The following is a 12,112-nucleotide window of genomic DNA, read 5'->3' on the forward strand; positions in this document are numbered from 1 at the left end:
TCAGGCGGCCAGCCACTCGTCCACGCCGCTCAGCAGCTTCACCTTGACGTCCTCGGGCGCCGCGGAGCCGCGCACCGACTGCCGTGCGAGCTCGGCCAGTTCGGCGTCGGTGAAGGCGTGGTGGCGGCGCGCGATCTCGTACTGGTCGGCAAGGCGCGAGCCGAACAGGAGCGGGTCGTCCGCCCCGAGCGCCATCGGCACCCCTGCCTCGAACAGCGTGCGCAGTGGTACGTCCTCGGGCTTCTCGTAGACGCCGAGCGCGACGTTCGAGGCCGGGCACACCTCACAGGTGACGCCCCCGTCCGCGAGGCGCTTCAGCAGCCGCGGGTCCTCGGCGGCCCGCACGCCGTGGCCGAGCCGGGTGGCGTCCAGGTCGTCGAGGCAGTCGCGCACGGACGAGGGCCCGGTCAGCTCGCCCCCGTGCGGCGCCGAGAGCAGCCCGCCCTCCCGTGCGATGTGGAAGGCGCGGTCGAAGTCCCGCGCCATGCCGCGCCGTTCGTCGTTGGAGAGCCCGAAACCGACGATGCCCCGGTCCGCGTACCGCACCGCGAGCCGCGCCAGCGTACGGGCGTCCAGCGGATGCTTCATGCGGTTGGCGGCGACGAGGACCCGCATCCCGAGCCCGGTCTCCCGCGAAGCGCTGTCGACGGCGTCGAGGATGACCTCCAGGGCCGGGATGAGACCGCCCAGCATCGGCGCGTACGACGTCGGGTCGACCTGGATCTCCAGCCAGCCGCCGCCGTCCGCGATGTCCTCCTCCGCGGCCTCCCGCACCAGACGCTGAATGTCCTCGGGCTCCCGCAGACAGGAGCGTGCGGCGTCGTAGAGCCGCTGGAAGCGGAACCAGCCGCGCTCGTCCGTCGCCCGCAGCTTCGGTGGCTCGGCCCCGGTCAGCGCCTCGGGCAGGCGCACCCCGTACTTGTCGGCGAGCTCCAGCAGGGTCGTGGGCCGCATCGACCCGGTGAAGTGCAGATGCAGGTGGGCCTTCGGCAACTGGCGTACGTCACGTGCTACACGATCCATCCAAAGATCCTGCCGTACACACCTGTCGTACCGGTAGCGCCTTTCCACCTTTGGGGACGCGCCCGAACGAAGAAGCGGGCCGTCTCCCTTAGGGGACGGCCCGCTTCTTCGTGGGACGGCGAATCAGTCGCGCGCCTCGGCGAGCAGCTTCTGGACGCGCGAGACGCCCTCGACGAGGTCCTCGTCACCGAGCGCGTACGACAGGCGCAGGTAACCCGGCGTGCCGAAGGCCTCGCCCGGAACCACCGCGACCTCGGCCTCCTCCAGGATGAGCGCGGCCAGCTCGACGCTGTCCTGCGGGCGCTTGCCGCGGATCTCCTTGCCGATCAGACCCTTCACCGACGGGTACGCGTAGAACGCGCCCTCGGGCTCCGGGCAGACCACGCCGTCGATCTCGTTGAGCATCCGCACGATCGTCTTGCGGCGCCGGTCGAAGGCCTCGCGCATCTTCTCCACGGCCGTCAGGTCACCGGACACGGCGGCGAGCGCGGCCGCCTGCGCCACGTTGGAGACGTTCGACGTGGCGTGCGACTGAAGGTTCGTCGCGGCCTTCACGACGTCCTTCGGGCCGATGATCCACCCGACGCGCCAGCCCGTCATCGCGTACGTCTTCGCCACACCGTTGACCACGATGCACTTGTCGCGCAGCTCCGGAAGGATCGCGGGCAGCGACGTGAACTTCGCGTCTCCGTAGACGAGGTGCTCGTAGATCTCGTCCGTCATCACCCACAGGCCGTGCTCCACGGCCCAGCGGCCGATGGCCTCCGCGTCGGCCTCGCTGTACACGGCGCCCGTCGGGTTCGACGGCGACACGAACAGCACGACCTTGGTGCGCTCGGTGCGCGCGGCCTCCAACTGCTCCACGGAGACGCGGTAGCCGGTCGTCTCGTCGGCGACGACCTCCACCGGCACACCGCCCGCGAGGCGGATCGACTCCGGGTAGGTGGTCCAGTACGGGGCCGGGACGATGACCTCGTCGCCCGGGTCGAGGATCGCGGCGAACGCCTCGTAGATGGCCTGCTTGCCGCCGTTCGTCACCAGGATCTGCGAGGCCTCGACCTCGTAGCCGGAGTCGCGGAGCGTCTTGGCGGCGATCGCGGCCTTCAGCTCGGGCAGACCGCCGGCCGGGGTGTAGCGGTGGAACTTCGGGTTCTTGCAGGCATCGATGGCGGCCTCGACCACGTAGTCCGGCGTCGGGAAGTCGGGCTCACCGGCGCCGAAGCCGATCACCGGGCGACCTGCGGCCTTGAGGGCCTTGGCCTTGGCGTCGACGGCGAGGGTCGCGGACTCGGAGATCGAGCCGACCCGGGCCGACACCCGGCGCTCGGTGGGAGAGGAACCTGCGGACGGAGAAGGAGTTGCAGCGCTCATGGCCCCATCGTTCCAGACCGCAAAGCCGCCGGGCACACGGGTTTCGAAGACCGAGAAACGGCTCTTGATCCACAGGCGGATGTTGCTCGTTCGACCTGGCGCCCCGGAACACGTACACTCACTGCTCGTTGGCCTTCACCGGCCGCGTCTTCCGAGTGCACTCCGTGCGTCCGGTCCGATGCGGTACGTTGGGGGAGACAAAGGGTCGTAGCTCAATTGGTAGAGCACTGGTCTCCAAAACCAGCGGTTGGGGGTTCAAGTCCCTCCGGCCCTGCTACACACTCCTTCGCCAGGATGTGTGCGCATGTACGTACTGCATAGCACCGCCGTGCGGCTCCACCGGGCGCGGCACGGCCACGACCCGGAATCAGGTGAGGACGAGTGACGGACGCCGTGGGCTCCATCGACAAGCCTGATGCTGAGGCGCCGGAGTCCAAGAAGGCCCGCAAGGGCGGCAAGCGCGGAAAGAAGGGCCCCTTCGGCCGTCTCGCGCTCTTCTACCGCCAGATCGTCGCGGAGCTCCGCAAGGTCGTCTGGCCGACTCGCAGTCAGCTCTCGACGTACACCACAGTGGTGATTGTGTTCGTCGTCATCATGATCGGTCTTGTCACCGTGATTGACTATGGCTTCAACCACCTTGTCAAGTACGTATTCGGCTGAGCCGAAAAGCGGAGGGCGCCGTGTCCGGCGCCCCTTTCGCGCGTTCCACCCCTATGTATCCAGGAAGAAGCAGCCACAGTGTCTGACCCGAACCTGAACGAGGCGATCGAGCCGGTCGAGTCCGTTGAGGACGAGCTCGACATCGTCGAGGCGGCGGACGCCGAGGAGCCGGACCAGGCCGAGGCTGCCGACATCGCCGCCGGCGAGCCCGCCGAGGAAGCCGCGGTCGAGACCGTGGCCGACGATGCCGCCGAGGCTGAGGAAATCCAGGCCGAGGACGCCCCGGCCGAGGCCGAGGACGCCGCCGAGGCCGTCGAGGAGGAGCCGGTCGACCCGATCGCCGCGCTCCGCGAGGAGCTGCGGTTCCTGCCCGGCGACTGGTACGTGATCCACACCTACGCGGGCTACGAGAAGCGCGTGAAGGCGAACCTGGAGCAGCGCGCCGTCTCGCTCAACGTCGAGGAATTCATCTACCAGGCTGAAGTCCCCGAGGAAGAGATCGTCCAGATCAAGAACGGCGAGCGCAAGAACGTCCGGCAGAACAAGCTGCCCGGTTACGTGCTCGTCCGCATGGACCTGACGAACGAGTCCTGGGGCGTCGTCCGCAACACGCCCGGCGTCACCGGCTTCGTGGGCAACGCCTACGACCCGTACCCGCTGACCCTGGACGAGATCGTCAAGATGCTCGCCCCGGAGGCCGAGGAGAAGGCCGCCCGCGAGGCCGCCGAGTCCGAGGGCAAGCCGGCTCCGCAGCGCAAGGTCGAGGTCCAGGTCCTGGACTTCGAGGTCGGCGACTCGGTCACCGTCACCGACGGCCCGTTCGCGACGCTGCAGGCGACGATCAACGAGATCAACGCCGACTCGAAGAAGGTCAAGGGCCTCGTCGAGATCTTCGGCCGCGAGACCCCGGTCGAGCTGAGCTTCGACCAGATCCAGAAGAACTAGGTCAACTAGGCCACGAAAGAGCCCCTGACCAGCGGTTTCCCGTTGGCCAGGGGCTCTTTCCTGTGCTGGGGGCCGTCACGGGGCCGTCTGGCGCCTCCGGGCCTTGATCCGGGCCGTCAGTAGGGCCGAATCCACGGCCTTGCGGGTCCGGGTCTCGCTAGCTGGCATCAGGTGCGTGTACGTCCGGAGAGTGAACCCGGCGTCGGAGTGGCCCAGGTACGCGCTCAGGGCCTTGATGCTCTCCCCGGCGTCCAGGAGCACCGAGGCGTAGAAGTGCCTCAGCGCGTGCATGCCATCCTCGCGAGCCTCCTTATACCGCTCACCGGGGCCAGGTGTGGGAATTACACCGGCAGCCGCAAGCGCAGGCTTCCAGGCGTGGGCGTTGAAGTCGTTACGGCGGAGAGCGCCACCCGCCTCGGTCGTGAAGTACAGGAGTTTGGTCACCGGAGGCCCGTCCGTTCGGAGCCACGGAAGCGTGACCTCTACAGGCGGGAAGGCCGTCATGTGCTCCGCGAGCGCCGTGGCTACGGAGTCGGGGAGAGGCACGTCACGCATCTTGTTGTTCTTGGGCGGAGCGAAGATCAGACGCCCGTTCACCAACTTCACCTGAGCGGTGACGTGCATCACGCCTGCCAACGGATCTACCTCGTCCACGGCCAGGCCGAAGATCTCGCCTTGACGGAGGCCGCACCCCGCGCCCACGTCGATCGTGGCTTGAAGCCGAGCGGGCAACGCGGCCCGGACCTCGAAGACTCGATCAGCAGACCACGGTGCCACTCGACCGGGTGAGGGTTTGGGCGGCCGGACCGACCCGGCGCGGCAGGGGTTCCGGGCCAGGTACCCGTCATCGACGGCGGCCGAGAGCACAGCCGACACGTTCCCGAAGATCACACGACGGTACGAGCTGGCCGCCCCGGTGTCCTCCAGGAGCCGAGCCCACGAGCGGATGTGGGACGGCTGGAAGGAGGCCAAAGGCCGGTTCCCCAGGTAAGGGAAGGCGTGGAGCCGGAGGCGGCTCTCGACCGCGATCCGGGTAGCAGGATCGGTGGTCTGCGTGGCGAGCCAGTCTGTGACGTACTGCCTGAACGTAATCTTTCCGGCCTTGGGGTCGATGTACTGGCCGCGCGACATGTCGGCCTCAATGTGGGCCAGCCACTGGTCAGCCTCGCGCTTCTTGCGGTCCGGGAAGCTCTTGGACTTCTCGGAGCCATCCGGCGCGACGTAGCGGGCGCGGTAGCGCAGGCCCACGCCGAAGCGGTCGGTCTTGGTCTTGACGGGCTTGCCGTCCGGGCCATCCTCGATCTTGAACCAGCGGTCTTGGACGTGTCCGGCCATCAGGCAGCCTCTTCCATCTGGGACTCGACCCAGACGCGCACGTCTTCGGGGTCGAAGCGAAGGTGGCGGCCGACGCGGAAGCCACGGGGTCCGGTGTGCTTGCGGCGCCACTGGTAGACCGTCTCGACCGGCACGCCGAGGAGGTCAGCCAGGTCGATCGGGGTCAGGTACCGGGCGGGCAGCGGACGCTTCATGCCCACACCTCCATGTCGTCGAGGTCGGGCAGGTCTGCGAGCGCGTCACGGGCGATCTCGCGGTTCTCGCGGATCTCGCGAGCGATGTTCTGGGCGAGCCAGGACTCACCGGGGGTGTGCCCGTGACCGGCGTAGGTCCAGTGGGCGAGCACCAATGTGGAGCCCTCCGCGTCGTCGAGTTCCTCGGCGTAGCCGCGCTCTTGGCGTTCCTGGCGGGCGCGGTAGTCGGCGCGAACCTGGCGCAGTGCCCCGAGCGTCGTCGAGTAGCGACGAGACTTGGTGGAGAAGTGCCCGCGGAAGCCGAGCATGTGAGCCCAGCGCGCCAGCAGCCGCTCCGGATACGCGTCGTCGAGGTCCCAGCACGCCTCGATCAGGCGCCGGGTGTGCGCGGGCAGGCCCGGCAGCCCATCCAGCTCCGACAGCTCCCCGATCCGACGGTCGACCGTGCCCGTGGTCTCAGCCGCTTTGGTGGCGTACTTGGCCACGTAGGAGGCCACCGCCGCTTCGGTCAGTTCCTCGTGTCCGAGGGCGCCGATGGGCTGCACGTCGATCTGCGTTCCCCACCGCAGCGTCCGGGCCGGGAAAGCGCCGGCGGACGGGACCGGGACCGCGACCCGAGCGGCGGCCGAGCGGATCGCATCATCCAGGAGCGCGAGCGTGGCCCACGCGGGCGGAGCCGAGTCGGGACCGTCCGGCCCGTCGAAGCGGATCACGGCATGGAAGTGGATGGCGCCGCGCTTCTGGAACTCAGCGACCTTGCCGAAGGAGACCCGGCACGCCTCGCTCATCGCGGCTTGGGTCAGGCCCGCATGCGCGGCGATCTCACGGCGCAGGTAGATCGTGAACCGGCGCCACAGGTCACCCGCGTGGTTGTTCCACAGCACCGCGCCCGCGTAGTCGTACGAGGCAGGATCGAGCGCCGTGCCCAGCGCCGGATCGTGCTCGTCGTGGGAGCTCCCGCAGCGGCACCGGCCGGAGGCGGGCCGGTTGTGGACCGGGCCGAAGGAAGGCGCGGTCAGGGTCGCGAAGACGCGCGGGTGCTCGCGGACCGTGCCGGGCACCGTCTTGCCGCCCGTGATCCCGGAGCGGATCAGGTGGTAGGTATCCCCCGCGTACGTCCAGGCACACGATGGGCACTGCGAGGCCCTCCGGTTGCCGCACGCCACCCGCAGTCGTCCGCCCGGCTCAGCGTCAGTGCTGTAGGCGTAGAGCACGTCGCCGGACTTGGCGTCACGGGTGACCGTCGAGCCGACGAGGTGGATCGGGTTGGAGCAGCCGCCGGTACGGCGTACCTGATCCTGCCAGCGGTCGAAGCCCGGAGTGTTCGCCACCCGAAGCAGGTCCGCGAGGGTCAGGGGGTCGGTGCCCATGGAGGCCGCAGCACCGGCCACGGCCTCAGGGGCGACGGGGAAGACCGTCACGCGTCCTCCCTCGGGTAGCCGTGCCCGAGCGGCGGGTAGAGCCCGCGCACCTTCGCCTCTTCCTCCGCGTAGTGCGCGTCATCGACCACCGTGAAGAACTGCGTGCGGGGCCGTACGTCGTGGGCGTCGAGGTACGTGCCGATCAGCTCGGTGCGCTTCTCGTCCGCGATCTCGGCCGCGTGCAGGGCGTCGTCGAAGAAGCTCACGCGAACACCCCCACCGGGCGCGGCATCAGGGCGCCGGGGTTGTGGCCAGGGCAGTTCACCGCTGCGACCGCCGTGGGCTCGGCAGGGTCGTAGGAGAACTCGGCCCAGCCCGTTCCCCGGCAGTGGCAGGCCCCTTCGACCTGGGGGCGCGATCCTCGCTCACGGGCCGCACTGCTCACCTCGGTATTCAGGGCCGTCAGCGCCGCCAGCGACTCGGCACGCCGCAGACGGGGTGCCTTGGGGAACCGCCGCTGATGGGCGTTCTTCTGCTCGCTGGTGGCCACCTTGGCCAGCCTCCGGAAGCCGTTCAGGAAGGCGGCCGACCGGTACAGCTCATCCAGTCCGGTCCGGAGAGCGCCCTGGACGATCCACGCCTCGATCTGCGCGTCGTCGTCCCGCTTGTAGGCGTAGCGCGTGGGCATGTCCGAGGCGTACAGGGCCACCGCACGCTCATAGTTCGACAGATCCAGAACAGTGATGGGCTTCGGCAGAGACGGTACGGACTCAAGGTGCACAGCGGTCGTCGTCGCAGGCATCATGGAAGCTCCCTCAGTTGGGAAGCCGGGGTGGCGCGTCTGCTTGGCGGTAGGGTGCCGCCCCGGCGGGATCAACTGGCTTGAGCCAGTTACTGGCTTAAGCCAGTTGAGCACGCGGCGGCGCGCGGGTCAAGCAGGTGGCTTAAGCCAGTTGGTATGCTCGGAAGCATGACGACACCCGGAGCCCCGCAGCAGCCAGCCAGTAGGCGCATCGCTGAGGCTTTGCGGGACGCGATCGAGGCGGGACAGCTAGCGCCTGGTGACAAGTTGCCTTCAGAGCGGGCACTTGCCGAACAACACGGAGCCGCACGCAACACCGCTCGTGAAGCGATTCGGATTCTGGCGGAACAAGGATTGGTTACAGCCCGTCATGGGCGAGGCGTCTTTGTGCGAGAGCCGCAGCGGCTTTTCCGGTTCGGTAGTGACCGCTACTCACTCAAGAACCGGGAAACCGGACTTACGCCGTTCCGCCTCGAAGCTAAGCGGCAAGGGAAGGTCGCTCGCATCGAGGTTCCGAGCATTGCGCGAGAAGTGCCGCCGGGCGACATTGCAGATCGGCTTAACGTCCCTGCCAATGAGCCGAGCGTTATTCATCGCGAGAATCACTACTTCGCCGATGACGAACCTGTGCAGATCGTTTCGACTTACCTGCGGTGGGATGAAGCTCAAGGGACTCTCTTGATGCAGCCCAAGACCGGGAAAGACGGAATCTATGGGCGACTCGAAGAATTGGGTCACGTGATGACGCGCGTGCGAGACGAGATCAGTGCCCGCATGCCCACTCCGGGCGAGGCCGAGATCCTCAATCTCCTCCCTGGGGTGCCCGTGCTGGAGGTCCTGCACACCAGCTTGGATCAGGCGGGCGTGCCGTTCGAAGTCTCCCGCTACGTGCACCGCGCAGACCAGACTGGCTTGCTCTACGAACTTCCCGTCGAGTGACTAGGAGTCCGATATGGCAGATCTTGTTGTTCGCCCTTTCGAAAAAGGGGACATCCCTGGGGCGTCAGCAGCGCTAGTCGACGTGCACGCCACCGATGGTTATCCAGTCGAAGGCGTAGAGGACCCCGAAGCGTGGCTCACATCTGACGACGTGTTGATGGCCTGGGTTGCGGTAGAGGAAGGGGAAGTGGTCGGCCACGTCTCCGTTATGAATCCTCATGGGGAAGACGCTGTAGCCATCTGGAAAGAGCAGAGCGGTGATCCCGAAGAGGGTATCGCGGTATTGGCGCGGTTGTTCGTCGTTCGTGCAGCGCGGAAGCACGCCGCTGGCGAGCGCCTGATGCAGGCTGCTATGGAATACGGTCAGCGTCAGCAGCGACGCCTAGTGCTCGACGTTATGACGAAGGATGCCGCTGCCATGCGGCTCTACGAACGTCTGGGCTGGCGCAAGATCGGTAAGGCTGCCCACCAATACGGCGACGGCCAGACCATCGATGCCGTTTGCTACGTCTCTCCTGACCCTGAGCTGCGCTGAAGCCGTTACAGGTTTCTCTACCTCATCAAGCCCGGCTGCGCTCCGCTCCGCCGGGCGGGCTTCCCGGCTCCGCTGCCCTTCGCGCTCATGCCTTCGGCCCGCGCTACGGGCGCTACGCCGACGCCCGCCCACTGGTGGCTAGGCCGGGGCCATGGGGGCATCACCTTGACGCTCTCGCGCGGCCCGTGGTCAAAGACGATGCCTCCGGCGGGGGATCGGCCGGCACCGGGGGGAGGGGGCGCCGCTGCCGACTGCGGGCACGTCGTTGGTTGCGCAGAGAGCTCCCATCCCGTCCACCGTCGACCCAGGCAAAGCCGAGCAGACGTGGCCCATGGCGTCCAGGTCGTTCGTACAGTGGCGCGCTCCACCTGGACGCCATGGACCACGCCCGCTCCACATTCGTGTGGGTCGACGGCGGACGGGATGGGAGCTGGGGTTGGGTGGTGGGCTGAGTGTGGTGGGGAAGTGCGGGGCCGTCTGTGGGCCGTGCGAGGCGGACCGACGCTGACAGATGATGACAACTGGTCACACCGTTTAAGCTGGTCAACGGGACGTACTTCGAGGCAGGCCCACGTGAGAGACTTGGCTCATCACTTCCAGAAGAACTAGCCCTTCCGGCGCCTTCTGGGCACACGCTTCCGAACAGGTCAGACGGGCTGCAAAGCCTGTCTGACCTGCTCGGTTTTTAGCCGCGCATGGATACCCGTTATCGTTGTGCGGTATGCCTCCATCCGGATGATCTGGACGATCATCGATCAGGGTGGCGGCTGAACACTCTCACTAAGACCCGGAGAGAGAGCACATGCCTCCCAAGAAGAAGAAGGTCACGGGGCTTATCAAGCTCCAGATCCAGGCCGGCGCCGCCAACCCGGCCCCGCCTGTCGGCCCCGCGCTGGGCCAGCACGGCGTGAACATCATGGAGTTCTGCAAGGCCTACAACGCCGCGACCGAGTCGCAGCGCGGTTGGGTCATCCCGGTGGAGATCACGGTCTACGAAGACCGCTCCTTCACCTTCATCACCAAGACCCCGCCGGCCGCGAAGATGATCCTCAAGGCCGCTGGTGTCGAGAAGGGCTCCGGCGAGCCGCACAAGACCAAGGTCGCCAAGATCACCGAGGCGCAGGTCCGCGAGATCGCCACCACGAAGATGCCCGACCTCAACGCCAATGACCTGGACGCCGCGTCCAAGATCATCGCCGGCACCGCCCGTTCCATGGGCGTCACGGTCGAGGGCTGACCTCCACCTCGCAGATCCATCCGTGGCAGGGCCTGCTCGGCCCGCACCACGACTCCTCTAGAACTCAGGAGAAGCAAGTGAGCAAGCGCAGCAAGTCTCTCCGCGCTGCGGACGCCAAGGTCGACGGGGCCAAGCTCTACGCCCCGCTCGAGGCCGTCCGTCTCGCCAAGGAGACCTCCACGTCGAAGTTCGACGGCACCGTCGAGGTCGCCTTCCGCCTGGGCGTTGACCCGCGCAAGGCCGACCAGATGGTCCGTGGCACCGTGAACCTCCCGCACGGCACCGGCAAGACCGCCCGGGTCCTGGTCTTCGCGACCGGTGACCGTGCTGCGGCCGCGGAAGCCGCGGGCGCCGACATCGTCGGCTCCGACGAGCTCATCGCGGAGATCGCCAAGGGCGACCGCCTGAACGAGTTCGACGCCGTTGTCGCCACCCCGGACCTCATGGGCAAGGTCGGCCGCCTCGGCCGCGTGCTCGGTCCGCGTGGCCTCATGCCGAACCCGAAGACCGGCACCGTGACCCCGGACGTGGCCAAGGCCGTGACCGAGATCAAGGGCGGCAAGATCGAGTTCCGCGTCGACAAGCACGCGAACCTGCACTTCATCATCGGCAAGGTGTCCTTCGACGACGCCAAGCTGGTGGAGAACTACGGCGCGGCCCTGGAGGAGATCCTCCGCCTGAAGCCGTCCGCCGCCAAGGGTCGCTACGTCAAGAAGGCCGCCATCTCCACCACGATGGGCCCCGGCATCCAGCTTGACCCGAACCGCACCCGCAACCTCCTCGTCGAGGAGGACCCGGCCGCGGTCTGAGCCTCCCTGGCTCGCTGAAGTCGGCAATGGGCCCCGCACCTTTCGAGGTGCGGGGCCCATTCCTCTTTTTCCGGCCCCTCTTCCCCGGTTCCTCTTCCCGGTTCCGCTTTTCCTGTCCGTACGGTGCCGTGGCTGCGCTAGCTTCACGGTGACCGGAGGACCGACTGGGGGAGCGGATGCCGCGGTACGCGCGCGTGGTGGCCATGGCCGCCGTGGGGATGCTGTTGAGCGCCTGCGGTGGGATGCCGGAACACGACGCCCACCAAGCACGCGAGGCGCGCGAGGCCTTGCGCACGGCCCGGCAGCGGGTCGTCGCCGCGGGCTCGGCGCGCGTCGACGCGACGATGGCCACCGGCAAGCGGCTGACCTCGCGCAGCACCGGAGCGCTCGGCTGGTCGGACGGCGTCGAGGGCACCCTGACCGTGCGCGTCACGGGCGGTGAACTGGCCGCGTCCACGCGCGCGTGGGGCGGCGACCCCTCGCAGACCCGCTTCCTGCCGGACGCCCAGTACACGCGCATGAGCGACCGGTTCGCCGAGCGCCAGGGCGGCCGGCGCTGGATCCGCCGCCCGTACGACACCCGCAGCGATCTCACCCCGGCCGACTCGCTCAAGGACCTCATCGGGGCGAAGGACCTCCACCGGGTGGGGCGCGAGACCGTGCGAGGCGCCCGGGCCACGCACTACCGGGGAACCTCCGGCGACCGCCACATCGACGTATGGCTCGACGCCCGGCACTTTCTGGTGCGGCGCACGCAACACGTGGGTGATGTCACCGGGACCGTCCACTACCGCGACTACGGGGTCCGGGCCACCGCCGAACGCCCGCCCACACGCGAAACCGTCGACTTCGAGGACGTCACGGGCGCCGGATAAAGCTGTGGGCCGGCTGTCCGAGGCGT

Annotated in this window: 14 protein-coding genes and 1 tRNA gene; 8 read left to right on the top strand and 7 right to left on the bottom strand. The window is 68.0% G+C overall.

Annotated features, from left to right (window positions below; translation table 11 throughout):
* Positions 1 to 1,023, bottom strand: coding sequence for an adenosine deaminase (locus ACY34M_RS08090; protein ID WP_462716263.1), 1,023 nt, complete (start codon positions 1,021 to 1,023; stop codon positions 1 to 3).
* 123 nt (positions 1,024 to 1,146) lie between these two features.
* The gene (locus ACY34M_RS08095; protein WP_462716262.1) at positions 1,147 to 2,394 is read right to left on the bottom strand and encodes a pyridoxal phosphate-dependent aminotransferase; all 1,248 of its coding nucleotides are present in this window, start codon (positions 2,392 to 2,394) and stop codon (positions 1,147 to 1,149) included.
* A 201-nt stretch (positions 2,395 to 2,595) separates the two neighbouring features.
* On the opposite strand from ACY34M_RS08095, the gene ACY34M_RS08100 reads away from it, so the two are divergent.
* The 3 genes from ACY34M_RS08100 (at position 2,596) to nusG (ending at position 3,999) form a co-directional block, all read left to right on the top strand.
* Positions 2,596 to 2,668: transfer RNA gene (locus ACY34M_RS08100), tRNA-Trp, on the top strand.
* A gap of 107 nt (positions 2,669 to 2,775) precedes the next feature.
* Positions 2,776 to 3,054: a preprotein translocase subunit SecE gene (gene secE, locus ACY34M_RS08105; protein ID WP_399227942.1), complete on the top strand. Its 279-nt coding sequence runs from the start codon at positions 2,776 to 2,778 to the stop codon at positions 3,052 to 3,054.
* A 78-nt stretch (positions 3,055 to 3,132) separates the two neighbouring features.
* Positions 3,133 to 3,999 (top strand): transcription termination/antitermination protein NusG, encoded by an 867-nt coding sequence (nusG, locus tag ACY34M_RS08110; RefSeq protein WP_462716261.1) that lies wholly within the window; start codon positions 3,133 to 3,135, stop codon positions 3,997 to 3,999.
* Between the two features lie 75 nt (positions 4,000 to 4,074).
* Here the strand turns inward: nusG and ACY34M_RS08115 are convergent, their stop codons facing one another.
* The 5 genes from ACY34M_RS08115 to ACY34M_RS08135 are packed head-to-tail and all read right to left on the bottom strand — an operon-like array spanning position 4,075 to position 7,694.
* Positions 4,075 to 5,334, bottom strand: coding sequence for a tyrosine-type recombinase/integrase (locus tag ACY34M_RS08115; protein ID WP_462716260.1), 1,260 nt, complete (start codon positions 5,332 to 5,334; stop codon positions 4,075 to 4,077).
* On the bottom strand, positions 5,334 to 5,528 hold the full coding sequence (locus ACY34M_RS08120) for a helix-turn-helix domain-containing protein (RefSeq protein WP_462716259.1): 195 nt from the start codon (positions 5,526 to 5,528) through the stop codon (positions 5,334 to 5,336). The genes ACY34M_RS08115 and ACY34M_RS08120 overlap by 1 nt, the downstream gene beginning before the upstream one ends.
* Complete coding sequence (repSA, locus tag ACY34M_RS08125) at positions 5,525 to 6,898, bottom strand: replication initiator protein RepSA (protein ID WP_462716606.1); 1,374 nt, start codon at positions 6,896 to 6,898, stop codon at positions 5,525 to 5,527. The genes ACY34M_RS08120 and repSA overlap by 4 nt, the downstream gene beginning before the upstream one ends.
* 47 nt (positions 6,899 to 6,945) lie before the next feature.
* Positions 6,946 to 7,155: a hypothetical protein gene (locus tag ACY34M_RS08130; RefSeq protein WP_462716258.1), complete on the bottom strand. Its 210-nt coding sequence runs from the start codon at positions 7,153 to 7,155 to the stop codon at positions 6,946 to 6,948.
* Positions 7,152 to 7,694: a hypothetical protein gene (locus ACY34M_RS08135; RefSeq protein ID WP_462716257.1), complete on the bottom strand. Its 543-nt coding sequence runs from the start codon at positions 7,692 to 7,694 to the stop codon at positions 7,152 to 7,154. Before ACY34M_RS08135 ends, ACY34M_RS08130 begins: the two co-directional genes overlap by 4 nt.
* 165 nt (positions 7,695 to 7,859) lie before the next feature.
* Here ACY34M_RS08135 and ACY34M_RS08140 point away from each other — a divergent pair, with 165 nt between their 5' ends.
* The 5 genes from ACY34M_RS08140 to ACY34M_RS08160 all read left to right on the top strand — a co-directional run bounded on the left by ACY34M_RS08140 (position 7,860) and on the right by ACY34M_RS08160 (position 12,086).
* Positions 7,860 to 8,630: a GntR family transcriptional regulator gene (locus ACY34M_RS08140; protein ID WP_462716256.1), complete on the top strand. Its 771-nt coding sequence runs from the start codon at positions 7,860 to 7,862 to the stop codon at positions 8,628 to 8,630.
* 13 nt (positions 8,631 to 8,643) lie between these two features.
* On the top strand, positions 8,644 to 9,165 hold the full coding sequence (locus ACY34M_RS08145) for an N-acetyltransferase family protein (protein WP_462716255.1): 522 nt from the start codon (positions 8,644 to 8,646) through the stop codon (positions 9,163 to 9,165).
* 802 nt (positions 9,166 to 9,967) lie between these two features.
* The gene (gene rplK / locus ACY34M_RS08150) at positions 9,968 to 10,402 is read left to right on the top strand and encodes a 50S ribosomal protein L11 (protein WP_040252631.1); all 435 of its coding nucleotides are present in this window, start codon (positions 9,968 to 9,970) and stop codon (positions 10,400 to 10,402) included.
* A gap of 77 nt (positions 10,403 to 10,479) precedes the next feature.
* Positions 10,480 to 11,211 (top strand): 50S ribosomal protein L1, encoded by a 732-nt coding sequence (gene rplA / locus ACY34M_RS08155; RefSeq protein WP_306320947.1) that lies wholly within the window; start codon positions 10,480 to 10,482, stop codon positions 11,209 to 11,211.
* Between the two features lie 176 nt (positions 11,212 to 11,387).
* Positions 11,388 to 12,086 (top strand): SCO4651 family lipoprotein, encoded by a 699-nt coding sequence (locus ACY34M_RS08160; protein WP_462716254.1) that lies wholly within the window; start codon positions 11,388 to 11,390, stop codon positions 12,084 to 12,086.
* The last annotated feature ends 26 nt before the right edge of the window (positions 12,087 to 12,112 follow it).

It is taken from the genome of Streptomyces sp. EDA2-14, from assembly GCF_054963755.1.

Coding starts and splice junctions, on each gene's coding strand:
- ACY34M_RS08090 (WP_462716263.1), bottom strand. CDS start 1,023: ATGGATCGTGTAGCACGTGACGTACGCCAGTTGCCGAAGGCCCACCTG.
- ACY34M_RS08095 (WP_462716262.1), bottom strand. CDS start 2,394: ATGAGCGCTGCAACTCCTTCTCCGTCCGCAGGTTCCTCTCCCACCGAG.
- ACY34M_RS08115 (WP_462716260.1), bottom strand. CDS start 5,334: ATGGCCGGACACGTCCAAGACCGCTGGTTCAAGATCGAGGATGGCCCG.
- ACY34M_RS08120 (WP_462716259.1), bottom strand. CDS start 5,528: ATGAAGCGTCCGCTGCCCGCCCGGTACCTGACCCCGATCGACCTGGCT.
- repSA (WP_462716606.1), bottom strand. CDS start 6,898: ATGGGCACCGACCCCCTGACCCTCGCGGACCTGCTTCGGGTGGCGAAC.
- ACY34M_RS08135 (WP_462716257.1), bottom strand. CDS start 7,694: ATGATGCCTGCGACGACGACCGCTGTGCACCTTGAGTCCGTACCGTCT.
- ACY34M_RS08140 (WP_462716256.1), top strand. CDS start 7,860: ATGACGACACCCGGAGCCCCGCAGCAGCCAGCCAGTAGGCGCATCGCT.
- ACY34M_RS08145 (WP_462716255.1), top strand. CDS start 8,644: ATGGCAGATCTTGTTGTTCGCCCTTTCGAAAAAGGGGACATCCCTGGG.
- rplK (WP_040252631.1), top strand. CDS start 9,968: ATGCCTCCCAAGAAGAAGAAGGTCACGGGGCTTATCAAGCTCCAGATC.
- ACY34M_RS08160 (WP_462716254.1), top strand. CDS start 11,388: ATGCCGCGGTACGCGCGCGTGGTGGCCATGGCCGCCGTGGGGATGCTG.